Source organism: Mariniflexile aquimaris (genome assembly GCF_042676825.1).
GTDB lineage: Bacteria > Bacteroidota > Bacteroidia > Flavobacteriales > Flavobacteriaceae > Mariniflexile > Mariniflexile aquimaris.
In genome coordinates this window covers 741,320-766,330 of record NZ_JBHTIB010000012.1, presented here as the reverse complement: position 1 = coordinate 766,330, position 25,011 = coordinate 741,320, and the positions used below count along the sequence as shown (strand labels likewise).

The 25,011-nt window shown below is 34.2% G+C and carries 25 protein-coding genes; 14 read left to right on the top strand and 11 right to left on the bottom strand.

Annotated elements, in window-relative coordinates; all coding sequences use genetic code 11:
* Nucleotides 1-57 precede the first annotated feature (57 nt).
* On the bottom strand, nt 58-1,686 hold the full coding sequence (locus ACFQ0I_RS11350) for an acyl-CoA carboxylase subunit beta (protein ID WP_379942347.1): 1,629 nt from the start codon (nt 1,684-1,686) through the stop codon (nt 58-60).
* 143 nt (nt 1,687-1,829) lie between these two features.
* Here ACFQ0I_RS11350 and ACFQ0I_RS11345 point away from each other — a divergent pair, with 143 nt between their 5' ends.
* From ACFQ0I_RS11345 to ACFQ0I_RS11325, 5 genes are all read left to right on the top strand, one after another.
* Nucleotides 1,830-2,360 carry an NADPH-dependent FMN reductase gene (locus tag ACFQ0I_RS11345; RefSeq protein ID WP_379942345.1) on the top strand — a complete coding sequence of 177 codons (531 nt, stop codon included), beginning with the start codon at nt 1,830-1,832 and terminating at the stop codon, nt 2,358-2,360.
* Nucleotide 2,361: 1 nt separating this feature from the next.
* Nucleotides 2,362-2,646: a GNAT family N-acetyltransferase gene (locus ACFQ0I_RS11340; RefSeq protein WP_379942343.1), complete on the top strand. Its 285-nt coding sequence runs from the start codon at nt 2,362-2,364 to the stop codon at nt 2,644-2,646.
* 12 nt (nt 2,647-2,658) lie between these two features.
* A complete protein-coding gene (locus tag ACFQ0I_RS11335; RefSeq protein WP_379942341.1) occupies nt 2,659-3,096 on the top strand; it encodes a MarR family winged helix-turn-helix transcriptional regulator in 438 nt (145 codons plus the stop codon).
* A gap of 94 nt (nt 3,097-3,190) precedes the next feature.
* Nucleotides 3,191-3,913: a pirin family protein gene (locus ACFQ0I_RS11330; protein ID WP_379942339.1), complete on the top strand. Its 723-nt coding sequence runs from the start codon at nt 3,191-3,193 to the stop codon at nt 3,911-3,913.
* Between the two features lie 222 nt (nt 3,914-4,135).
* Complete coding sequence (locus tag ACFQ0I_RS11325) at nt 4,136-5,296, top strand: OmpA family protein (RefSeq protein WP_379942337.1); 1,161 nt, start codon at nt 4,136-4,138, stop codon at nt 5,294-5,296.
* 216 nt (nt 5,297-5,512) lie between these two features.
* On the opposite strand, the gene ACFQ0I_RS11320 is transcribed toward ACFQ0I_RS11325, so the two are convergent.
* Complete coding sequence (locus ACFQ0I_RS11320) at nt 5,513-7,219, bottom strand: glycoside hydrolase family 10 protein (protein WP_379942335.1); 1,707 nt, start codon at nt 7,217-7,219, stop codon at nt 5,513-5,515.
* Between the two features lie 435 nt (nt 7,220-7,654).
* Here ACFQ0I_RS11320 and ACFQ0I_RS11315 point away from each other — a divergent pair, with 435 nt between their 5' ends.
* Both ACFQ0I_RS11315 and ettA read left to right on the top strand, forming a co-directional pair.
* Nucleotides 7,655-7,831 (top strand): CAL67264 family membrane protein, encoded by a 177-nt coding sequence (locus ACFQ0I_RS11315; protein WP_379943039.1) that lies wholly within the window; start codon nt 7,655-7,657, stop codon nt 7,829-7,831.
* Complete coding sequence (gene ettA / locus ACFQ0I_RS11310; RefSeq protein ID WP_379942333.1) at nt 7,831-9,522, top strand: energy-dependent translational throttle protein EttA; 1,692 nt, start codon at nt 7,831-7,833, stop codon at nt 9,520-9,522. Before ACFQ0I_RS11315 ends, ettA begins: the two co-directional genes overlap by 1 nt.
* 257 nt (nt 9,523-9,779) lie before the next feature.
* Here the strand turns inward: ettA and ACFQ0I_RS11305 are convergent, their stop codons facing one another.
* Nucleotides 9,780-9,986, bottom strand: a complete 207-nt coding sequence (locus ACFQ0I_RS11305) for a hypothetical protein (protein ID WP_379942331.1) — start codon at nt 9,984-9,986, stop codon at nt 9,780-9,782.
* Between the two features lie 26 nt (nt 9,987-10,012).
* Entirely contained in the window at nt 10,013-10,255 is a 243-nt protein-coding gene (locus ACFQ0I_RS11300) for a hypothetical protein (RefSeq protein WP_379942330.1), read from the bottom strand.
* 280 nt (nt 10,256-10,535) lie between these two features.
* Here ACFQ0I_RS11300 and ACFQ0I_RS11295 point away from each other — a divergent pair, with 280 nt between their 5' ends.
* Entirely contained in the window at nt 10,536-11,102 is a 567-nt protein-coding gene (locus ACFQ0I_RS11295; protein WP_379942328.1) for an NUDIX domain-containing protein, read from the top strand.
* A gap of 85 nt (nt 11,103-11,187) precedes the next feature.
* Here ACFQ0I_RS11295 and ACFQ0I_RS11290 read toward each other — a convergent pair whose 3' ends face one another.
* Nucleotides 11,188-12,231 carry a formimidoylglutamase gene (locus tag ACFQ0I_RS11290; protein WP_379942327.1) on the bottom strand — a complete coding sequence of 348 codons (1,044 nt, stop codon included), beginning with the start codon at nt 12,229-12,231 and terminating at the stop codon, nt 11,188-11,190.
* A gap of 121 nt (nt 12,232-12,352) precedes the next feature.
* Between ACFQ0I_RS11290 and ACFQ0I_RS11285 the strand changes: the two genes are divergently transcribed.
* Nucleotides 12,353-13,237 (top strand): chromosome partitioning protein ParA, encoded by an 885-nt coding sequence (locus ACFQ0I_RS11285; protein WP_379942325.1) that lies wholly within the window; start codon nt 12,353-12,355, stop codon nt 13,235-13,237.
* Nucleotides 13,238-13,287: 50 nt separating this feature from the next.
* Here the strand turns inward: ACFQ0I_RS11285 and hutI are convergent, their stop codons facing one another.
* The gene (gene hutI / locus ACFQ0I_RS11280) at nt 13,288-14,526 is read right to left on the bottom strand and encodes an imidazolonepropionase (RefSeq protein ID WP_379942323.1); all 1,239 of its coding nucleotides are present in this window, start codon (nt 14,524-14,526) and stop codon (nt 13,288-13,290) included.
* A 130-nt stretch (nt 14,527-14,656) separates the two neighbouring features.
* Here hutI and ACFQ0I_RS11275 point away from each other — a divergent pair, with 130 nt between their 5' ends.
* On the top strand, nt 14,657-15,232 hold the full coding sequence (locus ACFQ0I_RS11275) for a Crp/Fnr family transcriptional regulator (protein ID WP_379942321.1): 576 nt from the start codon (nt 14,657-14,659) through the stop codon (nt 15,230-15,232).
* 145 nt (nt 15,233-15,377) lie between these two features.
* Here ACFQ0I_RS11275 and fumC read toward each other — a convergent pair whose 3' ends face one another.
* Nucleotides 15,378-16,775, bottom strand: coding sequence for a class II fumarate hydratase (gene fumC, locus ACFQ0I_RS11270; RefSeq protein ID WP_379942319.1), 1,398 nt, complete (start codon nt 16,773-16,775; stop codon nt 15,378-15,380).
* 180 nt (nt 16,776-16,955) lie between these two features.
* On the opposite strand from fumC, the gene ACFQ0I_RS11265 reads away from it, so the two are divergent.
* Together ACFQ0I_RS11265 and ACFQ0I_RS11260 are read left to right on the top strand one after the other, a co-directional pair.
* Entirely contained in the window at nt 16,956-17,600 is a 645-nt protein-coding gene (locus ACFQ0I_RS11265) for a peroxiredoxin (protein WP_379942318.1), read from the top strand.
* Nucleotides 17,601-17,689: 89 nt separating this feature from the next.
* On the top strand, nt 17,690-17,866 hold the full coding sequence (locus ACFQ0I_RS11260) for a hypothetical protein (RefSeq protein ID WP_169515971.1): 177 nt from the start codon (nt 17,690-17,692) through the stop codon (nt 17,864-17,866).
* Nucleotides 17,867-17,949: 83 nt separating this feature from the next.
* Here ACFQ0I_RS11260 and ACFQ0I_RS11255 read toward each other — a convergent pair whose 3' ends face one another.
* The 4 genes from ACFQ0I_RS11255 to prfB all read right to left on the bottom strand — a co-directional run bounded on the left by ACFQ0I_RS11255 (nt 17,950) and on the right by prfB (nt 22,568).
* Nucleotides 17,950-20,403, bottom strand: a complete 2,454-nt coding sequence (locus ACFQ0I_RS11255; RefSeq protein ID WP_379942316.1) for a TonB-dependent receptor domain-containing protein — start codon at nt 20,401-20,403, stop codon at nt 17,950-17,952.
* Nucleotides 20,404-20,502: 99 nt separating this feature from the next.
* Nucleotides 20,503-20,844, bottom strand: coding sequence for an arsenate reductase (glutaredoxin) (gene arsC / locus ACFQ0I_RS11250; protein ID WP_379942314.1), 342 nt, complete (start codon nt 20,842-20,844; stop codon nt 20,503-20,505).
* On the bottom strand, nt 20,844-21,461 hold the full coding sequence (locus ACFQ0I_RS11245; RefSeq protein WP_379942312.1) for an HAD family hydrolase: 618 nt from the start codon (nt 21,459-21,461) through the stop codon (nt 20,844-20,846). Before ACFQ0I_RS11245 ends, arsC begins: the two co-directional genes overlap by 1 nt.
* Nucleotides 21,458-22,568 (bottom strand): peptide chain release factor 2 gene (gene prfB, locus ACFQ0I_RS11240; protein ID WP_379942310.1). Its coding sequence is split into 2 segments (ribosomal slippage): nt 21,458-22,504 and nt 22,506-22,568, totalling 1,110 coding nucleotides; the frame shifts between segments, so codons are not numbered across the junction. The genes ACFQ0I_RS11245 and prfB overlap by 4 nt, the downstream gene beginning before the upstream one ends.
* Nucleotides 22,569-22,660: 92 nt before the next feature.
* Here prfB and ACFQ0I_RS11235 point away from each other — a divergent pair.
* Together ACFQ0I_RS11235 and ACFQ0I_RS11230 are read left to right on the top strand one after the other, a co-directional pair.
* Nucleotides 22,661-23,686 carry a threonine aldolase family protein gene (locus ACFQ0I_RS11235; protein WP_379942308.1) on the top strand — a complete coding sequence of 342 codons (1,026 nt, stop codon included), beginning with the start codon at nt 22,661-22,663 and terminating at the stop codon, nt 23,684-23,686.
* Nucleotides 23,687-23,762: 76 nt separating this feature from the next.
* On the top strand, nt 23,763-24,989 hold the full coding sequence (locus tag ACFQ0I_RS11230; RefSeq protein ID WP_379942306.1) for a porin: 1,227 nt from the start codon (nt 23,763-23,765) through the stop codon (nt 24,987-24,989).
* The last annotated feature ends 22 nt before the right edge of the window (nt 24,990-25,011 follow it).

Sequence of the window (25,011 nt, the reverse complement as noted above, 5' to 3'; positions counted from 1 at the left end):
ACTGAAGTTATTGATTTTCAGTATAAAAGATACAAAATTTTTGAATATGTTTTGTAATTACACCTGTAAAATGCCCATGTTAAATGGTTTTTCAATAGGGGCGTGGTTGGCGGCTTCAATACCCATACTAATCCAGGTTCTTGTCTCTAATGGGTCAATAATAGCATCGGTCCAAATTCGAGATGCTGCATAATAAGGTGAAACCTGAGTGTCGTATCGATCTTTAATTTTGTTATAAAGTTCTTCTTCTTTTTCTTTAGATATTTTTTCGCCTTGTTTTTCTAACGATGCTTTTTCAATTTGAAGTAAGACTTTAGCAGCCGAATTTCCACTCATCACAGCGAGTTCTGCACTGGGCCATGCTACAATAAGTCTTGGGTCGTAGGCTTTTCCACACATGGCATAATTTCCTGCACCATAACTATTGCCAATAACCACGGTAAATTTCGGAACCACAGAATTACTAACGGCATTCACCATTTTTGCGCCATCTTTAATAATACCACCGTGTTCACTTTTGCTTCCTACCATAAAACCAGTAACATCTTGCAAAAACACTAAAGGAATTTTTTTCTGATTACAATTAGCAATAAAACGGGTGGCTTTGTCGGCGCTATCATTATAAATAACACCTCCAAATTGCATCTCGCCATTGGCCGTTTTTACTAATTTACGTTGATTTGCGACAATACCTACAGCCCAACCATCAATTCTAGCGTAACAAGTTATGATGGTTTTTCCGAAACCAGCTTTGTATTCATCAAACTCCGAGTTATCAACCAAACGCTTGATAATCTCATACATATCATATTGATCGGCTCTAGATTTTGGTAGAATGCCATAAATATCATTGGGATTTTCTTTGGGTTTTACCGATGCTATTTTGTTATATCCGGCTTTGTCGTAATCGCCTATTTTATCAATGATGTTTTTAATAGTGTCTAAAGCATCTTTGTCATCTTTTGCTTTATAATCGGTTACCCCAGAAATCTCACAATGTGTTGTGGCACCTCCAAGGGTTTCGTTATCAACAGTTTCTCCAATAGCGGCCTTCACCAAATAACTTCCTGCTAAAAATATGCTTCCAGTTTTATCCACAATCAAAGCTTCGTCGCTCATAATAGGCAAGTAGGCACCACCAGCAACACAGCTGCCCATAACGGCAGAAATTTGAGTTATTCCCATACTGCTCATGATGGCATTGTTTCTAAAAATACGTCCGAAATGTTCTTTGTCTGGGAAAATCTCATCTTGCAAGGGTAAATACACACCTGCGCTGTCTACCAAATAGATAATTGGTAATCTGTTTTCAATCGCTATTTCTTGTGCTCTTAAATTCTTTTTGGCAGTAATGGGAAACCAAGCTCCTGCCTTTACGGTGGCATCATTGGCAACAACAATACATTGTTTTCCTTTTATGTAACCAATTTTTACAACGACACCGGCAGACGGACATCCGCCATGTGATTCATACATGCCTTCACCAGCAAATGCAGCTATTTCAATGGATTGTGCATTAGCGTCCAATAAGTAATTAATGCGCTCGTGAGCTGTCATTTTGCCTTTGGCATGCTGTTTTTCAATGCTGCTTTTTCCACCGCCTAAGTGTACTTTTCTTAAGCGCTTATTAAGTTCAGACACTAACAGTTTGTTATAATCTTCGTTTTTGTTGAAGTTTAAATCCATCGATATTTTGTTTGAAGCTAAAATACAAAAGTTTCAATTATACAATGAAGCAATGTTAATGTTTTATTAAATAATATTACATGGAAATATATTCCTAGGTAAATAAAATTATTTAAACTATATTTGATAAAAAATATTGAATTATGAAACATATAATAGCCTTTGCAGGATCGAATAGTAAACAATCTATAAACAAAAAATTAGTGGCGTATGCTTCAAGTTTAGTTAGTAATGCTGAAGTTAAAATATTAGATTTGAATGATTTTGAATTGCCATTATTTGGAGTAGATGTTGAAAAACAGCAGGGGTTTCCTGAGAATGCCCAGAAATTTTTAGATCTTATAAAATCGACCGATGGCATTATTTTGTCGTTGGCAGAACATAATGGAGCGTATTCTGCAGTCTTTAAAAATTTATTCGATTGGATGTCTAGAATCGAAAGTAAATTATGGAATAATAAACCTATGTTACTTATGGCAGCTTCTCCAGGGGCAAGAGGTGGCGCAAGTGTTTTAGAAATTGCCAAGAACAGATTTCCTTTTAATGGGGGACATATAGTTTCTGATTTTTCATTACCAAATTTTGGTGACAACTTTAAAGAGGATAAGATTGTAAATTCTGAATTTAATGCAAGATTATTAAAGGCTGTAGCCACATTTCAAAATAAATTGTAAGATGGAGATTAAACAACATGATAACAAGGTTAAAGGTGTTTTTTATATAGAAATTGATGGAGTAAAAGTGGCTGAAATGACGTATTCGCATGCGAATCCTAATAAAATTATTATAGATCATACCGAAGTGAGCGAAACACTTAAAGGACAAGGCGTTGGTTATAAATTAATTGATGCAGCCGTTGCGTATTTGCGTGTTAACAATCTAAAAGTGATTCCCTTATGTCCGTTTGCAGATGCGGTATTTAAGAAAAAGCACGATCAATACACGGACGTTTTAGCTTAAGAAATATTGAACATGGGAGATATAAGTAAAGATATTAATTCGAAATTTGCGAACAACAGAATCAAGGCATTGCTGAATATTCTATATACAGCTAATTGGATTTCAGGCTTTCAAAACGAGTTTTTTAAATCTTATGGAATTTCTCCGCAACAATATAATATTCTTCGCATATTGAAGGGTGCCGGAGAACCTGTTAACGTGCAAATTATTAAAGATAGAATGATTGAACGTTCACCAAATGCGACTAGGTTAATGGATAAATTATGTGCTAAAGGTTTAATTGAACGCATACCAAGCGATACGGATAGACGCGTGGTTAAAATAGCCATAACAAAAAAGGGTAATGCACTTTTAGACGCCATTCCAGATAATTTTAATCACGAATTATTAAAAAATTTAAATGAAGAAGAAGCAGAACAATTAAGTAATCTGTTGGATAAAATGAGATAGTTGAGAATGTCAGGTTGAGCGCAGCCGAAACCTATTTAAATTAAAGTTACACTATAAAAGATTCCCTTTTTCAAGCGAATAACAAAATTAAAACATGAAAACAATCATTCACAAAGCAGAAAGTAGAGGGTTCGCCAACCATGGTTGGTTGCAGGCAAATCATTCGTTTAGTTTTGCAAGTTATCACAGCCCAGAAAGAATGCATTTTGGGGCATTACGCGTTTTAAACGATGACGTTGTGGCTCCTAAAATGGGTTTTGGAACGCATCCGCACGATAATATGGAAATCATTACAATTCCATTAAAAGGAGTTTTAAAACATAAAGATAATATGGGTGATGCATGGATTCCTGTGTTGCCAAACGAAGTACAAGTTATGAGTGCCGGTACGGGGGTGCAACATTCAGAAATTAATGGTTCGGTTGATGAACATTTAAGTTTGTTTCAAATTTGGATTTTTCCTGATAAGGAAAATGTAAAACCACGCTACGATCAAAAATCTTTTGATAGCAACGATAGAAAAAACAAGCTTCAAACCTTAGTAACGTCTATTGATGAGAGTCATGAAGGTAGTTTGAAAATTCACCAAGACGCCATCATTTCTAGAATTGATTTAGATAAAAATAGGCATTTCGAATATAAACTTAAAAGCAAAAATCATGGCGTTTATGTTATGACTATTTATGGTGAAATAGTAATTGAAAATAATGTTTTACAAAGTCGTGATGCCATTGGGGTTTGGGAAACGGATGCCTTTTCCATCAATGCTAAAGAAGATACTGGGTTGCTCTTTATTGAGGTCCCCATGAATTATTAAGAAATTGAAGAATTAAAGTGTTAAACGAGCATCCTGTTGGGATGCTTTTTTAATGTTTGAAAGTGTTTTAAAAACCCACTCGAAAATATGTCAGCTTATAGTATCGTGCGACATTCGATAAGAATAATCCTATTATCGATTATTTATACTATTCGTAGTAAAAATTGTAAGGGTAGTAGCCAGATTGCATAATTTTGTTGATAATATTAAGCCCAAATTATAATGATACTTAAGAAAGAAATGTTACTAGCCATTCTTGTGGCAAATGTTTTTGTAATGCACTCACAAACTACAGAAATCACAAAAAAAGATTCAACCATTGTTAGCTCATGGATTGTCGGCGTAGGTTATAATATTGTAGATGACTCCTCAGACGATGGATTAAAAAGTTATTTCGATGTTAAAAGTACGTGGCACGCTGTGCCATACCCTTCGCGTATCAGTATAGGTAAATACTTTAAAAACGGATTAGGTTTAGAGGTCATAGCATCCTATAATAAGTATAAAATAGGGAAAATTGTAGACGGATTACCACCACTTACAGAAGAGAAAAATTATTATTCGGTTGATTCCAGATTGAGTTATGACTTAAATAAAATTATTGGAGAAACTGGTTGGTTTGATCCTTATACTGGGGTTGGAATTGGTTTTACAGATGCGAATAGTATCTCTCGTGGCACGATCAATGGGATTTTAGGATTCAGAACCTGGTTTTCCGATAGATTTGGATTGGATGTTAATACGTCTGGAAAATGGCGAATGAATAAAAACGCCACCAATCATTTACAGCATGCTATTGGTGTGGTTTATCGCTTTAATGCTGAAAAAGACTTAACTGAAGAAGGTAAAGAAAAATTAAAACTGATTGAAGCCGAAAAGAAAGAGCTTGTTAGAATTAACGATTCGATAGCTGCTGCAAATAAAGTTTTAGAAGAAAAGAGATTGTTAGCTGAGAAATTAGCGAAACAAAAAGAACTTGAAAGATTAGAACAACTGAAGAATCAGGAAAAAAATGAGATTCAAAATAAATTAGATGCATTAGAACCTATTTATTTTGCGTTTAACTCATCCAATCTATCAACTCCATCAAAAAACATGTTATCAAAATTGGTATTGATTTTAAACGAGTACCCTAAGTTATCAATAGCGGTTAATTCTCATACAGATTCAAGAGGTCCTGCTGTGTATAATCAAAAACTTTCTGAAAGCAGATTGCAAAGTACACTCGATTATTTGTACAAGAATGGCATAGATCCTACTCGAATTGTTGGTAAGGCCTTTGGCGAAGAACAGTTAGTGAATGAATGCGACGACCATACAAAGTGTTCTGAAAGCAAGCATAAACAAAATAGAAGATCTGAAATTAAAGTTATTCAGCTTTAATTTATAAGCTCTGAGATTTTTATATTTAAACAAAAAAGCAATAAATAAAAATTATTTATTGCTTTTTTTATTTCTAAAATAAGTTTACAGAAGTAGTTAAGAAATTTTAAATGGTTGTAATTAGCCATTCAATTTAGAAACAACGCTTTAAAACGTAATAGTAATACCCTAATAAAATTATTATTTAAGTCTTTAAAGTAGGGTAGTATTATGTTTTTATTTATTCAGGTTTGGCTCGGGATTATTAACTAAATCATTTGCAAGTTTAAATGAATTTATTTGAGTAAAATCGCCCGCTTCATTATTGTTTTTATCTAAAGAGGTAACAACAAATACTTTCGTATCCAATTGATTTTTTGTTAAAGACAATTCGTTGCCCGCAACTATATCTACTATTTTAGAACCATCATTTTTATTTGAAATGGCTTCATGAGCATTGTCGAATGCGTAAACAACATATTTCACCGGTAAATCCCCATCTGAAGCGGTTTGGGGCGTGTCCCATAAAATTTTTAAAGGTGTAAATCGAATGTTTTCAGGTTTTACAGGGCAAATAGTATCTTTCCCTGGTCCTAATACAGGCGGAGCAAAAGATTTATATTTAAAATGCGAGTTTTTTAAAGCATCATTAAGTCCTTTTATATTGCTTTTTATGGCGTTGTAGCTATAGGCGATTTGGCCAAAAGTAGCATCCATATCGGTTAATCTGTTATGATTTATTTGGTTTTGAATCTCTGATATTTCCCAAGGATTGGTATAATCCATTCTATAATATCCCTGGCTTACATACAACTGTTTGCCGTAAATCTTTATTTGATCGTTCCACCATTTGGAGAGTGCAACATAGTCTTGAGATTTTGTAATTTTCCAATATAATTGAGGTGCTAGATAATCGACTTTGCCAGAATTTAACCATGCAATAGGGTCACAAAATAACGCACTGAATGAAGATGTTCCGCTAATACCTGTAGGCGTGCCAGATTTCCAAATGCCGAATGGACTAACACCAAACACGATATTTTTATTCTTTTTAGTATTGATATTCTGTAAAGCGTCATACACCATTTCAATCATCAGGTTTATATTATTTCTGCGCCAATCTGCGATGGTTGAAATTTTGCTAGGATTATGATCAATATAGGTTTGAGCATCTTGTGGTTTTGCTTCCATTCCCGAATATGGATAGAAATAATCGTCAAAGTGAATGCCATCAATGTCGTATCTATTGGCAATATCTTCAACCACATCAACAATGTATTCTCTAACGGCAGGAAGTCCAGGATTTAACATCTTTAGCGATAAGGCTTTATCGGCATTATTTAACTTCGCTTGAAACGTCCAATTTGGATGTAATTTAGCAACATTATTTGATGCTAATTCCATGGTTGGTGTTTGTTTAACTCGATACGGATTTAACCAAGCATGTAAATCTAAACCGCGTGCATGGGCTTCTTTTATGGCAAATTCTAAAGGATCCCATAATGGGAAAGGTGCTTTACCTTGTGTTCCGGTAAGCCAATAAGACCAGGGATCGATGGATGAGGCATATAAAGCATCACTTTCCGGACGTACTTGTAAGAACACAGTATTGTAACCATTTGCCTTAAGATTGTCTAAAATTTCAATTAATTCGGCTTGTTGTGCTGCTGGCGTTGCTTTGCGATTGGTTGGCCAAGATAAATTAGAAACAGAAGGCAAAAACACACCTCTTAAATCTCTTTTAGGCGTTTTTTTGTTAAACTCAGGACCTGTAACGCTGTATTTATTTTCAGCAGCGGTTAATCCGAAAATAGCTTTTAATTCGTTACTATTAGCACTAGTACCAGTAATGTCTAAGCTTGTATTTAATGTTGAAATACCTGTGCCTACTTGCGCCTGAAGGCTCAAGACAGAAAACAGAAAATAAAGGGGAATTATTTTCATATTAGAGGATAGGCTATATGTGCTATTTATGAGTTTCAATGGGGTATTTATTGAATGTTATGTTTTTAACTGCAATTTTGTGTTTGATTTTATAACCTTTAAATTATACTAAAAAACGGGTAAATTTAGATAATTTATAAACACGAAATTAGATTGCATTAAAAATAATATGGATGAAATACGCTTTTTTCGGACTAAAAGCAAAAAAAATGTTAAATCATCATGTTTTTAAAGCTGAAAAAAGCTTTCTGTTAAGTGAAAATTAAATTTTCAAAAGGATGCTTTTTTATTTAAAAATACGATATTTGTGGTTCGAATTGCGCAAAGGATTGTAGCGGCATCCTTTTAATTTTCTTAAAAAATTAAAAGATATAGCGAAAAGCCTGACCACGCCCTTCGCGTGGATGCGCCCTAAAACTAAAATTAATTATGGCAATGAATAAAAATACAGTATTAGCTTGGGCTACATGGATTATGATTATAGTAGGTTTAATTTTAATTGGTCTCGGTGCTTTTAGGTACAACGATGTGGCTGGTTGGGGTTTTGCATCGGTAGGTATTGGATTTTTTTCTATTGCATGGGTATTTAATGCATTAAAAGGTAGAGTATAATGAGTGACGATAAGAAAGTTATCTTTTCAATGTCTGGGTTAACCAAGACATATCAAGGTGCCAATACACCTGTTTTAAAAAATATTTATTTAAGTTTTTTTTACGGTGCTAAAATTGGAATTTTAGGTTTAAATGGTTCTGGAAAATCGACGCTGTTAAGAATTATAGCGGGTGTTGAAAAAAATTATCAGGGCGATGTAACGTTTCTGCAAGATTACTCTGTGGGGTATTTAGAGCAAGAACCAAAGCTTGATGAGACTAAAACCGTTTTAGAGATTGTTAAAGAAGGTGCTGCCGAAACCGTGGCTATTCTTGATGAATACAATAAAATAAACGATATGTTTGGCTTAGAGGAAGTATACAGCAATCCAGATAAAATGGATAAGCTTATGGCTCGTCAAGCAGAACTTCAAGATAAAATTGATGCGACGAATGCTTGGGAATTAGATACCAAGTTAGAAATTGCCATGGATGCGCTTAGAACACCTGATGGTGATAAAAAAATTAGTGTGTTATCTGGTGGTGAACGCAGACGTGTTGCTTTATGCAGATTATTGCTTCAAGAACCAGATGTCTTATTATTAGATGAGCCAACAAACCACTTGGATGCGGAATCTGTACATTGGTTAGAGCATCATTTGGCACAATACAAAGGAACGGTGATTGCTGTAACGCATGATAGATACTTTTTAGATAACGTAGCAGGTTGGATTTTAGAATTGGATAGAGGAGAAGGTATTCCTTGGAAAGGGAATTATTCGTCTTGGTTAGATCAAAAATCGAAGCGTTTAGCACAAGAAAGTAAAACAGCTTCAAAACGTCAGAAAACCTTAGAACGCGAGCTAGAATGGGTGCGTCAAGGTGCTAAAGGACGCCAAACCAAGCAAAAAGCACGTTTACAAAATTATGATAAGTTATTAAGTCAGGACCAGAAACAACTGGACGAAAAACTGGAAATTTATATTCCTAACGGACCGCGTTTAGGGACTAATGTTATTGAAGCCATTGGTGTTAGTAAAGGTTTTGAAGATAAATTATTGTATGAAGATTTAAACTTTAAACTACCACAAGCCGGAATTGTTGGTGTTATTGGGCCTAATGGTGCTGGAAAAACCACCATTTTTAAAATGATAATGGGAGAGATTTCTCCTGATAAAGGTGAATTTAAGGTAGGTGAAACAGCTAAAATTGCTTATGTAGACCAATCGCACTCTAATATAGACCCAGAAAAAACTATTTGGCAAAACTTTAGTGACGAGCAAGAGCTGATTTTAATGGGCGGAAAAGAAGTTAATTCGCGCGCGTATTTAAGTCGCTTTAACTTTTCAGGTGGCGAACAAAACAAGAAAGTAAAAATGCTTTCTGGAGGTGAGCGTAACCGCTTGCATTTAGCGATGACACTAAAGGAAGAAGGAAACGTATTGTTATTGGATGAGCCAACCAACGATCTTGATGTAAATACCTTACGTGCATTAGAAGAAGGTTTAGAAAACTTTGCTGGTTGTGCCGTAGTAATATCGCATGATAGATGGTTTTTAGATAGAATATGTACGCATATTTTAGCTTTTGAAGGCGACAGTCAAGTGTATTTCTTTGAAGGTAGCTTTAGTGAATACGAAGAAAATAAAAAGAAACGTTTGGGTGGCGATTTAATGCCGAAGCGTATTAAGTATAAGAAACTAGTGCGTTAATTATGTGCTAGTCTAAAACAACAAAAGCCTGCATTTGCAGGCTTTTGTTGTTATTTATAATTTTCTTCCAAGAATTTAATTTTCTTTTTTAATTTACTTACTTTAATTAAGCTAATAATTAGAAACAAAAGTAAAGTTATAAAGCCTATAGATAACATACTAATTAATTGGTTTAGATTTTGCTCATCAGGTATTACATTTTGAAACAATAGAAAAATGTAGGTTATATAAAATTTCATAATATTATGATTATGGGGTTAATTTTTGTTATCATAGACATAACCAGAACCTAGTTTATAATTTGAAATGTCAATATCTTCAATTGATTTGAAATTTTTATCAAACTCATTAGTATTCTTACTCCATTGTTTTTCCGGAGTCATAGTATAAAGACCTCTTTTCGTTATAAAAGCAAAAAGTAAGACTGCTAAGTTAAAAAGGGCTAAGCTTAGAATAGATTCCATATTAAAGCAGGTTATAATTAAAAAAATTAATTATCTCCGCCATACATGTGGCCTTCGGTAAAATCTTTATATTTTTCTTCTTGTTTGGCTAGCTCTTCGCTTATTTTATCGAGTTGCTCGTTTTCTTTTTTAAGTAGGTACGATTTTCGAACTCCTAAAACGAGTAAAACCGAAAAAAATATCACAACGATTATTAAAACAGTTACAATATCAGATTGACTTATCAATGAAATTGTAAAAGGAGCATAGGTTAATAGATTTGGTAGCATGATAATAGCATTGATTGTTTTACAGCAATTCAAATATAGCTTATTTTATTTACTAAGCAATTATAAATGACTTTGTTGCACTTTGTATCGTAGGATATATAAGTCAAAAAACAGGCCTTATTTAATTTAAAATAAGCATTTTGAGTGGTAATTTCATCGAAGAAAGTTGTATAAAAATTTATTATTATTTATTAACAATTAAGAATACTTGTAAGAATTTGAAAATTTTTTAACGAAATTGCTTCAGTAAGAAACACCCTGTCGTATGAATTTTAAAAGATTGAAAAATATAAAAACAGAATTACTTTCTGATAATTATTACACCCTGAATAAACTAACCTTCGATTACCAAATGCGTAATGGTGAATGGGTTACCCAAATGCGTGAATGTTATGATAGAGGCGATGGTGCTGGAATTTTACTGTACAATAAAGAAAAAGGCACGGTTATTTTAACGAAGCAATTTAGAATGCCCACCTTTTTAAATGATAATAAAGATGGTTTGCTGATTGAAATATGCGCTGGTATGTTGGATAAGGATCATCCAGAAGCCTGTATTATTAGAGAAACCGAAGAAGAAGTGGGTTATAGATTGAGGGAAGTAAAAAAGGTGTTTGAAGCCTATTCGTCGCCAGGCGTTTTAACCGAAAAAATGCATTTTTTTATTGGTGAATATACTGATGCCATGAAGGTTAGCGATGGTGGAGGAGTGGATACCGAGCATGAAGACATAGAAGTACTAGAACTACCTTTTGAGAAGGCTGTTTCTATGCTTAATAATGGCGAAATTAATGATACTAGAACGATTGTATTGTTGCAGTATGCGCTTATACATAAATTGGTTTGAGTATACACCCATGATGTAAAAAGACGTCTTTAATTAAGTTGAATGTTTGAAACTATGCATTCTTAATCAATAGGTTTGCTTAGCGTTATTGCGTTGAAAGACTAGCTGCTTCCTCTTCAAAAGCATTAATAAAATCGATTATTAAATAGGTTATTAATTTGCCTACTTGTGTCTCGGTTTTTTTAGTGGGTGCTGCTTCGCAAATGTGTAAGTACTTCGCATTTTCTTGTTTGCCAAAATACGATACAAAGCTTCTGGCTCTATTTACGCTAAATCCGCTAGGTGTCATCGCGCTACTAGGTATATTTTCAATGGCATCGCAATCTAATTCAACACCAAAGGCGGTATTCCCAACATGAGTTAAGGCTTGCTCTAAGGTATCTTTAAACTTTAGTTTTTTGGAAACTTCTAAATCTTCGAAAGTCGCAAATTTGATAAGCTTTAATTTTTTTAGGGTTTTATATAATTTGTCTGGAGAATAATTTCTCTGCAAACCAAAAATGTAATAATTTTTTAAAAACCCTTCCGCGTAAGCGTAACTAAATCCGTTGCCGCTATGCCGTCCTTCTTCTGGTCTAAAATCGGAGTGGGCATCAAAATTAATAGCATTTATAGGCTTTTTTAAGGCTAAACTGGTTCCTTTTATGTTGCCATAAGCATTGTTATGTCCGCCACCAATAATAATAGGGATTTTGCCTGCAGCAACAATCTGTTCGACAATAAATGTAACCTGCTTATCAATGTCATTAACAAGTTTTCTGGCTTTATTAATACTTTTCTTTTTAGATGGATCTAGTTCAGACATTTTTAGTAGTTCTTCAGAAAAATCTAAATGCCCTAGTATTAAAACCTTATTTGCTCTTGTAAACTCATTACTTTGAATGTTTAATAATACTTTTAAGGTGGCAACCCAAGCTTTAGATGCACCTGTTTTGCCATAATTAGCATACACCCCAACATCTTCAGGCAAACCAATTATTACATGTGTAACGTCCAAATTTAAAAGTTGGTCGTATATACTGGAAATACTGGGTAATATTTGGATATGTTCGCCAAATTTGGATTCACCTAAGCGTTTGTTTATTAGATTATCGCACGATATTTTGTTAAATAAAACCAGTTTATCCATATATTTAAACGAATTTTGAAAAATAAAAATACATCATTATTTTTTTAAAGCATTAAAAAAAAGTACAAAGAATTAAAACAAAAAACACAAGACATTAAAAAAGATTAAAAAACAAGTAATTATGGAAAACAATAAAAGTAGTATGGGGCTTAAAGTAGCTTTGGGAATTGCATTAGTTTTATTTTTAGGAACTGCATTTTACACCATGAATTTATACCAAAGTAGCGCCAAAGTTCAAAAGGACTTAACCGAGCAAAAACAATTGGTAATGAACGATTTAAACGCCATGGCTAAACAATATGATGTAGCTATTAGCGAAAACGAAGTTGCTAATAAAGATTTAATTGAAGCCAGAGCGCGTATTCAAAGTTTAATAGATTCTTTAAAAATTTCTGAAACCAATGTGAAAAGTTTATGGAGCTACAAACAAAAATACATTTCATTACAAAAAGAAATGAACACCTTACTTGCTGAAAACGATAAGTTAAAAGTTCAAAATTCTTACTTAGCAACCTCTTTAGATAGCACAAGAGTTCGTTTAGAAGAGCGTACTATTTTCTCTGATTCGTTATTAATGCAAAACAGTGCATTAGCTGAAGTTGTTTCGAATGCAGCAGTTTTAGGAGCTGTTAATATGAAAGGATTTGGCGTAATAGAAAGAACTTCTGGTAAATTCATCCCAACGGAAAGAGCAAGTCGTACCGATAAAATTAGAGTTTGTTTTACTGTAGCTAAAAATAAATTAGTAAAAGGTGGCGATCAAGAACTTTATGTTCAAGTTATCGATCCAAAAAGCACTACTTTAGGTTTAAACGAGCAAGTTAAGTTTGGTGCTAAAACTATAAATTACAGTATCATTAGTAAATTTAATTACGAAAACACGAACTTAGATATTTGTGAGTTTGTAGCATCTAAAGGCAAAAGCAATTTTGAAAAAGGACGTTACATTGTAAACGTTTACAACGAAAAAGACTTAGTAGCTACTTCAGAGTTTACTTTAAAATAATATATATATAACACTTAAAGCAGAGCCTCAGTTTTAAACTGGGGCTTTTTTTATGCGATTACTTTTCCGTTTAAAATAACAGTTTCAATAAGATTTTCACCAAAGGCATAAGGTAAATAATTGTAACTAGGTATCGGTTTGGTGATAATTAAATTTGCCTTTTTTCCTTTGCTAATACTTCCATAATTTTCTGAAATTCCCATGGCATAGGCACCGTTAATTGTTGCTGCATTAATGGCTTCTTCCGGAGTCATATTCATTTTAATGCAGGCCGTACTTACCACAAAATTCATGTTACCACTTGGTGCAGAACCTGGATTATAATCGGTTGCTAAGGCCAGCGGTAACCCGGAATCTATTAGTTTTCGGGCAGGGGTATAGGGGATTCCTAAAAAATAAGAGCATCCAGGTAGCGCTACAGGCATGGTATTGGTATTTTTTAATGCCGCAATATCTTCTTCATTCAATACTTCTAAATGATCTACAGAAATAGCATCGTGTTTAACACCAATAGCCACACCACCAAACGCATTAAATTGATTGACGTGGATTTTAGGAATTAAGCCATGACTTTTTCCAGCGCCTAAAATCTTGTCTGTATCCTCTAAATCGAAATAGCCTTGTTCGCAAAAAATATCAATAAAATCAGCCAGTTTTTCATGAGCAATAGCAGGAAGCATGTCTTTAATAATTAAGTCCACATAGCCTTTTTTGTCATTTTTATAAACATTCGGAATTGCATGAGCACCCAGAAATGTTGCTTTTACTTCTAACGGAAATTCTGCTTTAATACGTTTAATGACGCGAAGCATTTTTAATTCGGCTTCAGGTGTTAAGCCATATCCAGATTTTATTTCAATAGCGCCAGTTCCAAGTTTAATAACTTCCTTTAAACGTGCAATTGATTGTTGATAAAGTGCTTCTTCAGAGGTGTTTTGAAGTACTGTTGCAGAATTTAAGATGCCACCACCGCGATTCGCTATTTCGGTGTAAGTTAACCCATGAATGCGGTCTACAAATTCTTGTTCTCTATGGCCTGCGTAAACAATATGCGTATGGCTATCGCACCAGGCGGGTAACACAATTTTTCCGGTGGCATCAAGACGAGTTGCTTTTAAATTGGACGGGCAATCTTCCATTTTTCCAAAAGCAACAATCTTGTCATCCTCAATGTGCAAAAAAGCGTTTTCAATTTTCGGGAGTATTTTCATGTCTTTCCCAGAAACCTTAAGAACACTTGTATCATGTATCTGTAAAAGTTGTTTTATATTAATAATTAAAATAGACATCGATAATTATAGTAAGTAAGCAGTTAAAATTATAAATTTAGCAACAAAAGGATAAAAAAATACAATTTTTTAAAATCAAGTTTAAAAATGATTTTATTCTTATACATTTATAGCTGCAAAATAAAAATTAATGAACCCCATTATTGCGTTTTTAAATTCTTTTGGTAATGTTTCTGAGGACATGTTTGCTGAACTAAAAGAAATCTCTGTTTATAAAAAAATAGATTCAGGAGAGCAAATAGTCAAATTGCAGGAGGTGCCAACTAAGTTATATATACTTTTATCTGGGGTTATAAGATGCTATTTAAGTTCGGAATCTGGTAAAGATTATAATAAAAGTTTTTATCTGCCTATTAGTTTTGTCGGTTCGCTTACAGCCTTAATTAAAAACAAGCCTTCCTCATTCGTTTTTGAAACTTTAACGGCATGTGAAGTTTACGAAGTAGATTACAAAAAGTTTATGGATTTATGTAAAGAAAATTCAGGTGTAAACACGTTGTATTCTAAAGTGTTAGAGGTGGTTTATATGAAATATGAAAACCGTTTAATGGATTTAATAGCGCTTGATGCGAAAGGACGCTATTTAGAATTAAGAAAGCAAGTTCCTATGGTGGAAACACTCATTCCTCAGTATCATATAGCCTCTTATTTAGGAATAACGCCGGTTCAATTAAGTAGAATAAGAAGGAAATTAGATAGTTATTAACAAATGTTAATATTTTATAACCTGATTAATTATATATTTGAAAGATTTCTTTGCTAATTTCGATTCAAAGGATTAATAGCTAACCAATAAAAAAAAACAGGTAAAATATCATTTACCTGTTTTTTTGATTTAATTAGGTTGCTACTTATTTTAAGCTACCAACCATATCTTCTGGTTTTACCCATTCGTCATATTCTTCGGCGGTAACATAACCTAAATTAACAGCTTCTTCTTTTAAAGTAGTACCGTTTTTATGGGCTGTATTAGCAATTTCTGCCGCTTTATAATATCCAATTTTGGTGTTTAACGCTGTAACAAGCATTAACGAGTTGTTCAATAATGTTTTAATTACATCGTGGTTTGGCTCGATACCAACAGCACAATGTTCGTTAAAACTAGCGCAAGCATCGCCAATTAATTGTGCAGATTGCAACACATTGGCAGCCATCACTGGTTTAAACACATTTAATTCGTAATGTCCTTGTAAGCCACCCACAGATACCGCAACATCGTTACCTAAAACTTGCGCGCATACCATAGTTAAAGCTTCACATTGTGTTGGATTTACTTTCCCAGGCATAATAGAACTTCCAGGTTCGTTTGCAGGAATAAGAATTTCTCCAATACCACTTCTTGGTCCAGAAGCCATCATCCTAATATCGTTTGCTATTTTATTTAAAGAAACAGCCAATTGTTTTAATGCACCGTGTGTTTCTACCAAAGCATCGTGTGCTGCTAAGGCTTCAAATTTATTAGGCGCTGTAACAAATGGAAGTCCGGTAAATTGCGCTATATATTCCGCTACACGTTTGCTATAGCCTTTTGGCGTGTTTAATCCTGTTCCTACGGCGGTACCACCAAGTGCTAATTCACTTAAGTGCGCTAAGGTGTTATCTAGGGCTTTTAAACCATGGTCTAACTGCGCCACATAACCAGAAATTTCTTGACCTAAGGTTAAAGGCGTAGCATCCATTAAATGGGTTCTACCAATTTTAACAACATTTTTAAAGGCTTCAGATTTTTTCTTTAAAGTATCGCGTAATTCTTTAACACCAGGAATGGTTGTTTCTACAATTTTCTTATAAATTGCAATATGCATTCCGGTAGGGAAGGTGTCGTTAGATGATTGCGATTTATTAACATCATCATTAGGTTGAATGGCTTTTTCACCTTCACCAATTTTTCTTCCTGCTAATTGTTGTGCTCTGTTAGCAATAACCTCGTTAGCATTCATATTGCTTTGAGTCCCAGAACCAGTTTGCCATATAACAAGAGGAAATTGATCGTCGTGCTTTCCAGCTAAAATTTCATCACACACAGCTGCAATTAAATCTCTTTTTTCAATAGGTAAAACGCCCAATTCGCAATTCGTGTAAGCCGCAGCTTTTTTCAAATAAGCGAATCCATAAATTATTTCTAACGGCATGGAAGCAGCAGGTCCAATTTTAAAATTGTTTCTAGAGCGCTCAGTTTGTGCCCCCCAAAGTTTATCGGCAGGTACTTTTACCTCACCCATAGTATCTTTTTCTATTCTAAAACTCATTTTTTATTGATTTAATTTAAGCTACAAAGTTAATTGTTTTGAAATGTTTATTATTATGATATATGTTAGTTTTTTATAAGTTTTTTTAACACACTTATAACGTGAGCTGATTTAAATATTAAATAAAAATTGATACCTTAGCTTCAATACAAAACAGCGATTTAAATAAATTTTACAATTATGGCAACAATACGATTAGGTGATACAGCACCAAACTTTACCGCAATGTCTACGGAAGGTGTTATAAATTTTCATGAATGGTTGGGCGATAGCTGGGGAATATTGTTTTCTCACCCTGCAGATTATACGCCTGTTTGTACTACAGAATTAGGTACAGTAGCGCGATATATGAGTCGTTTTCAGAAGCGAAATGTTAAAGTTGTAGCGCTAAGTGTAGATGGTATTGAATCTCATTATGGTTGGGTAAAAGATATTAATGAAACACAGCATACTACGGTGAATTTCCCAATAATTGCTGATGAAGACCGAAAAGTATCTGAATTGTACGATATGATTCATCCAAATGCAAGTGATAAATTTACGGTACGTTCGGTTTTTATTATTGGAGATGATAAAAAGGTGAAGTTAACAATTACCTATCCTGCATCAACAGGAAGAAATTTTGATGAGTTATTACGGGTTATCGATTCTTTACAATTAACCGCGTATCACAAAGTTGCTACGCCTGCCAATTGGGTAAATGGTGATGATTGCGTGGTGTCTCCATCTATAGCCACCGAAGATATTCCAGCAATATTTCCAAAAGGCTTTAGAGAAATTAAACCGTATTTAAGAATAACGCCGCAGCCTAATTTAGATAAATAGGCGCTATTAATAAATTTTGATATTACTATTGCTTAACTAATACGGTTACCTTATATTTGCCTAATAATTTTTAATGAATTCACACAATTATGTTCGATTTTGATCAATATTTAGGATTTTTAGCTTTTTTAACCATTTTAACGATTGGGTTCTGGTTAATGATATTTTTATTAACGTTTGTGATTCCTTATTGGATTGGTGGTTCTTTAATTGAACGATTAAAAGAAATTAGAGAAGAGAAAAAAGCGAAACGTGAAAATTCGTAATAGTAATTGACTTTATATTATAAAAAAAGGGAAGCTAATTTAGCTTCCCTTTTTTTATTGAACTTTGATTTTGATTTCGTGGGTTATCCTTCAAAATCCATATCCATTCCGCCACCTTCTTGATTACCGCGCTCTCTGTTTTGTTTCTTCTTCTGATTAAATCTATAAGTAAAAGACAGGTTAAAACTACGTTGTCTAAATTGGAATTCACTATCGCTATAAAATGTAGACGTTGTCGATTCCATAACTCTTTTTCTACTGTTAAATAAATCACTGATATTAAAAGCCAATGATGCGCTTTCTCCAAAAAAGTCTTTACTGAAAGCTAAATCGGTAGAAAACATGCCTTTTCTAATATTTTGTGCATCTTCACTTGGGCCCATGTAGAAAATACGTGTTTGCCAATCTATTTTACCCGGAAGTGTATATTTATTATTTAGTCTCGCAAACCAACTTAAGTTATCGGCGTCGTAGTTGGTGCCATTATAGTCGCCTTTGGTATTCGATTGAAACAAATTAAAGTTAGCATTTAAATTCCATTTTTGTGTTGGTCTGTACGTTAGTGTAAATTCAAAACCATAACGATCATTTGTTGCTAAGTTTATTGGGGTTCTTCGTATTACAGGGACTTCGGTGCCTCCAACAATAGCTGTAGTGCCCGTATCTTCTGAAATAAAGGTGAAAACATCGGTAGCAAGTTCATAATAAATACTAGAATTTAATATTACTTTTCCGAATCTATTTAAATAACCTAAATCTACTTTATTAGAATAGCTAGGGTTGATGTCTGGATTTCCTTGAAACAGGTTTGTAGCACTGCTTCGTGATGGAAATGGATTGATAAAGCGTGAACGTGGTCGGCTAATTCTTCGGTTATAACCAAACATCAAGCTTTGTTTGTCGCTAAATTCATAACCTAAATTAACAGTAGGGAATAGGCCTAAATACGTTTTTCTTTCAAAATCGTTGCTCGTTAATTGATTTATTGTAATTCTTGAATCTTCCATTCGAAGACCTAACAAATAGGAGAATTTACCTTTTATTTTGCTTCCAAATTGTGTGTAAACAGCATTTATATATTCGCGGTAAATTAAATTATTACTTACGTCTGTATCTAAAATATACGTGCCGTTGTTATTAAATTCTAAGCTATAATCGGTATCTAATTCATTAAAATTACCTCTATAACCTAATTCAAACTGACTATCCTCACCAATTGGAACCACATAATCTGTTTGTAATAATATGTTTTTTTGCGCTTCTAAGGTCTGTACGCGTTCTGCATCATCACCATCTTGAGAAATTATAGAAAACTCATCTTCATTACTGTTTTCAAACTGAAAATCGAATGTTAATTTATGTTCTGAATTTCCATTAAATTGCTTGTCTAAATTCAAAGAATATTGAATGGTTTTATCATCTTCAGTCTCCGGATCGAATCGAAACGACTGGTTTATTAAATTTCCAGCGCTATCAAGCTCGTTAATTTTATTGGTGGAGTCACTCGAATTATCACTTTTACGATAAACAACAGAGGTTGTTAACGAGGTCGTTTCATTAATATACCATTCCATACCAGTATTGGTACTTAAGCCTTTTCGAACTCTATCAAAATCTCTGTATTCGTTTATAAAGGTACTTGGGTCGCTATCATTAAAGTATTCGGTTTCGGTAGTTGATTTCCCAGGATATTCTCTATAGTCATAACCAGTGGTATTAAAAAAGTTAAAATCACCAGTTCTATAGTTAATATTTCCAGAAACACCAGCAGTTTTAGGGTAGCCAGAATTTACAGTTATGGCACCATTAAGTCCTTGTAGTTTGCTGCGTCTAAGAATAATATTTAAGATACCTCCAGTCCCCTCGGCATCATACCTTGCAGAAGGCGATGTGATTACCTCTACACGTTCTATTGCATCGGCAGGAAGTTGTCTAAGTGCATCGGTGGAGTTGAGCCCCACCAAGCCCGATGGTTTTCCATTAATTAAAATTCTAACATTGTCGTTTCCTCGCACCGCTACATTACCTTCCACATCCACAGAAACCGATGGAATGTTATCTAAAACATCGCTCACCGTTCCGCCTCTTACCGTTAAATCTTTACCTACATTGTATATTTTTTTATCGAGTTTAAGTTCAACTGTAGTACGTTCGGCAATAATTTCTACTTCTCCTAAAGATTCAAAATCGATTTCTAGAAAAATGACGCCTAGATTCACATCACCATCTAATTTTTTATTTAAAAGGGTAATTTTTTTATAAGAAATGTATTCTACAACAATGTTGTAAACACCTTTATTAATATTGATATTAAATTCGCCATTGGCATCGGTGATACAGCCATCTACAACTTTATTTTCGCGTTTGCTGAAAAATGAAATGGTTGCGTATTCTAATGGTAAGTTGGTTTCTTTGTCTATAATTTTGCCTTTAATAGTAATATCTTTTTCTCCTGTTGGGTCCGTTATAACGGGCAGGCCGTAGCCAAAAGATAGAAATGAAAGAAATCCGAAAGCGGATAATAAAAATTTGGTCATGATTAGGTTTTTGCTTTTAGACTCGCAAAATTAACCATGGTTTAACAGCTATTTGTTAAATATACGTTAATTAACTTAACACGATTTATAGCCTTCATTTTAGATGATTTCAGAGATTTTTTCGGTAGGTCTCCCAATCACCGCTTTGTTACCATTAATTACAATAGGTCGCTCAATTAACTTCGGGTTTTTAACCATGGCATCAATGACCTCATCATCGGTTAATGATTTATTTTTAAACTCCGTTTTCCAAATAGCTTCGTTTTTTCTGACTAAATCGATGGGCTTGATATTTAAAAGGTTGATGACTTCTTTTAATTCTTCAAACGACAAATTATCTTCAAGATATTTTACAATTTCGAAAGGTTTTCCAGATTTTTCAAGCAGTTCTACTCCGCATCGCGATTTACTGCATCTGTTATTGTGAAGTATTTTTATCATTACACGTAAATTTTATATGTTTTTAATTCTTCTATCAACGCTTTAGAATTCTTAAAATGAATGCTGTTGATGCCTAAAGCAGTTGCAGCCTCAATATTTCTTAAATTGTCATCAATAAAAACCGATTTTTCTGGAGTTATATTGAATCTATTTAAGGTGATATCATAAATTTCTTTAAATGGTTTTCGGGTTTTTTCTTCGCCCGAAACAACGATGCCGTCAAACCAACTTAAAAATTCAAAATGTTTTTGCGCAATAGGGAAGGTTTCATGACTCCAATTGGTTAAAGCCACCACTTTGTATTTTTTCGATTTTATAAGCGTATCAAGTATGGTTACGGTATCTTCTATCGCACCTCCAAGCATGGTTTCCCAATTACCATAAAATAAGCGAATATAGTGTTCATGCTCAGGAAATTTTTCTACCAAATCTTGTGTGGCTTGCGCTAAAGGATAGCCTGCATCCTGATTTTCATTCCAATCGGGTGTGCAAATAGTATCAAAAAACCATTGCATTTTTTGTCTGTCGCCTTGAAAAGCGTCTAAAAAAACATATTCAGGATTCCAGTCAATTAAAACCCCGCCTAGGTCGAAAATTATGGTATTTATGTTGGTCATAAGGTGTTATTATCTTCAACTTTTTGCCCCATCATCATTAAATAGGCTTTTAAAAACGGGTCAATATGACCATCCATTACGGCATCAACATTACTCGTTTCGTGCCCTGTTCTAACATCTTTCACCAATTTATAGGGTTGCATTACGTAGTTACGAATCTGACTTCCCCATTCAATTTTCATTTTACCAGCCTCTATGTCATCACGTTGCGCCATTTGTTTTTGGAGTTCAATCTCATACAACTGCGATTTAAGCATTTGTAAGGCTCTGGAGCGGTTATCGTGTTGCGATCGCGTTTCGGAGCATTGTATTTGAATGCCTGTTGGTTTGTGAGTAAGTTGCACCTTCGTTTCAACTTTGTTCACATTTTGTCCGCCAGCGCCACTGGAACGTGCTGTGGTAATTTCAATATCGGCAGGATTTATTTCAATTTCAATGGTGTCGTCTACCAACGGATATAGGTAAACCGATGCAAAACTGGTATGACGTTTCGCGTTACTATCAAACGGAGAAATACGCACTAAGCGATGCACACCATTTTCACCCTTTAACCAACCAAACGCAAAATCACCTTCAATTTCTAAGGTTACCGTTTTTATGCCTGCCACGTCGCCTTCTTGAAAGTTTAGCTCTTTAACTTTAAAACCGCTTTTCTCGGCATACATTAAATACATTCGCATAAGCATGCTTGCCCAATCGCAACTTTCGGTACCACCAGCACCTGCAGTAATTTGTAATACGGCGCTTAAACTATCACCTTCTTCAGAAAGCATGTTTTTAAATTCGATGTCTTCAAGCAGCGTAAATGCTTTATCATATTGAAGTTCGACATCTTCAGCCGAAGCTTCTCCTTCTTTATAAAATTCGTAAAGAACTTCTAAGTCTTCGGTAAGGGATTTGGCTTTATTGTAATCTTCAACCCATTTTTTAGTAACACGAAGCGATTTCATAATGGCTTCGGCAGCTTTTGGGTCATTCCAGAAGTTAGGGTCGAAGGTTTTTTCTTCTTCGTTTTTTATTTCAATCAGTTTTCTATCTAAGTCAAAGATAGTGCCTAAGTTTGTCAAGGCGGGTATTAAGATCTTTTATTTGATCGGAAGTTATCATAGTCCATTTATTTTGAACAAAAATAGGATTTATAGAAGGAGAAGAAAACAATTCTTGATATAATTTTATAGCTTTACCTATATTTTTTTAATATGATAATAGACTTAAGAAGCGATACTGTTACAAAACCATCTAAAGCCATGTTAGCCGTTATGATGGAAGCCCAAGTTGGTGACGATGTTTTTAGAGAAGACGAAACCGTAAACCAATTAGAAACACGAATAGCCAAAATGTTTGGCAAACCAAGTGCCTTGTTTTTTCCTAGTGGCACCATGGCTAATCAAACAGCAATAAAACTGCATACAAACCCGGGAGACCAGGTTATTTGCGATAAATTCGCCCATATTTATAATTATGAATCTGGTGGTGTGGCCTTTAATAGTGGCGTGTCTTGCAAATTATTAGACGGCCACAGAGGTATGTTTACGGCAGAACAGGTTAAAGAAGCCATCAATCCAGAAGCTTACTATTACAGCCCTACACGCTTAGTGGAAATAGAAAATACAGCCAATAGAGGCGGAGGTTCTTGTTGGGATTTTAATGAAATATTAAAAATCCGAGAAGTGTGTGATACAAACAACTTAGGTTTTCATTTAGATGGTGCCAGAATATGGAATGCTTTAGCCGTACATAAAGAAGAAACGCTAGAGCAATATGGCAACGTTTTCGATACCATTTCTGTGTGTTTAAGTAAAGGATTAGGCTGTCCTGTGGGCTCCTTATTGGTGGGCGATGCCGATATTATGAAAAATGCCATACGCATAAGAAAGGTGTTTGGTGGTAATATGCGGCAAGCCGGTTATTTAGCGGCAGCAGGTCTTTATGCTTTAGATAATCATGTAGAACGATTAGTTGAAGATCATAAAAGAGCCAAAGAACTAGGTGAGGCATTATCTAAATTATCCATAATAAAAGCTGTAGAACCTATTGAAACCAACATCGTTATTTTCGAATTAAATAAAGATGTTGACGAAAATGAATTTATTAAAAAGTTGAAAACTAATAACATTCATATCATTGGCATGGGAACTAATAAACTGCGCATTGTCACGCATTTAGATTATACCGACGCCATGCATGAGTACGTAATTAAGACTTTTAAAACTATTTTTTCATAATCCTTAAAATGATAACAATTTAATAACATTCAAAATAAATCCGTCGATTACTTTCGCCGAAATTTTTTCAGAACTAATGATAAATAAAATTGGTGTTTTAATTCTTGTGTTTTCTTGTTCATTGATGATGAGTTTCCAATCGTTATCAGCTCAAGAACTTGGTAAATCTGCAGACACTAAAGTGACTGTAGAAAAAAAATGGTTTGAAACTTTAAGTCTTCGTGGTTATATGCAAGTTAGATATAACAGACTGCTTGAAACGAATCCAGATTTAGGCTGTGAGCAATGCGATAAATCTTGGGGAGATAATAATGGTTTATTTATTAGAAGAGGGCGTTTGGTGTTCTCCGGCAATGTGCATGAACGTATTTATATTTATGTACAACCAGATTTTGCATCGTCTGCTTCCACTACCAGTAACAATTTTCTACAAATACGAGATGCGTATTTTGACTTGGCATTCGATTCTAAAAAAGAATACAGATTACGTGTGGGGCAAAGTAAAGTGCCTTATGGGTTCGAAAATATGCAATCAAGTCAAAATAGGTTAACGTTAGATAGAAATGATGCGCTAAATAGTGCCGTGGTAAACGAACGAGATTTAGGTTTGTTCTTTTATTGGGCGCCTAAAGAAAAAAGAGATTTGTTTGCTAAATTGGTTAAAGACGGACTTAAAGGTTCGGGAGATTATGGAGTATTTGGCTTTGGAATCTATAACGGGCAAACTGCGAATAGAACGGAGGCAAATGACAGCCAGCATGTAATTGCTAGAGTATCGTATCCATTTGAATTTAAAAATGGTCAGATTTTCGAAGCTGGAATTCAAGGTTATACCGGAAAATATGTGCTCCCTAGTGTAACCAGTACCGTAATTGTTAATAGCGATAAAGAATATTTAGATGAACGTGTTGCTGCGAGTTTTGTTTTATATCCACAACCTTTCGGATTACAGGCTGAATATAACATAGGTACGGGTCCAGAATTTAACAAATTAAACAACACTATCGAGCAAAAGTCGTTGCACGGAGGCTACATTCAGGCGTTTTACAATTTAAAATTTGAAGAACAAATCGTTTTGCCTTTTGTTAAATATCAAATATACAGAGGTGGTAAAAAGCATGAATTAGATGCACGAAGCTATGAAGTAAACGATTTAGAGATTGGAATTGAATACCAGCCTTTTAAAAACTTTGAAGTAGTGGCAGATTATACCATATCTAAAAGAAGATACGAAGATGCCGTAAAATTAAATAACCTGCAAGAAGGTAACTTGCTTAGATTACAGCTGCAAGTCAATTTTTAGATAGAATAAAAAAAGAAGCTTT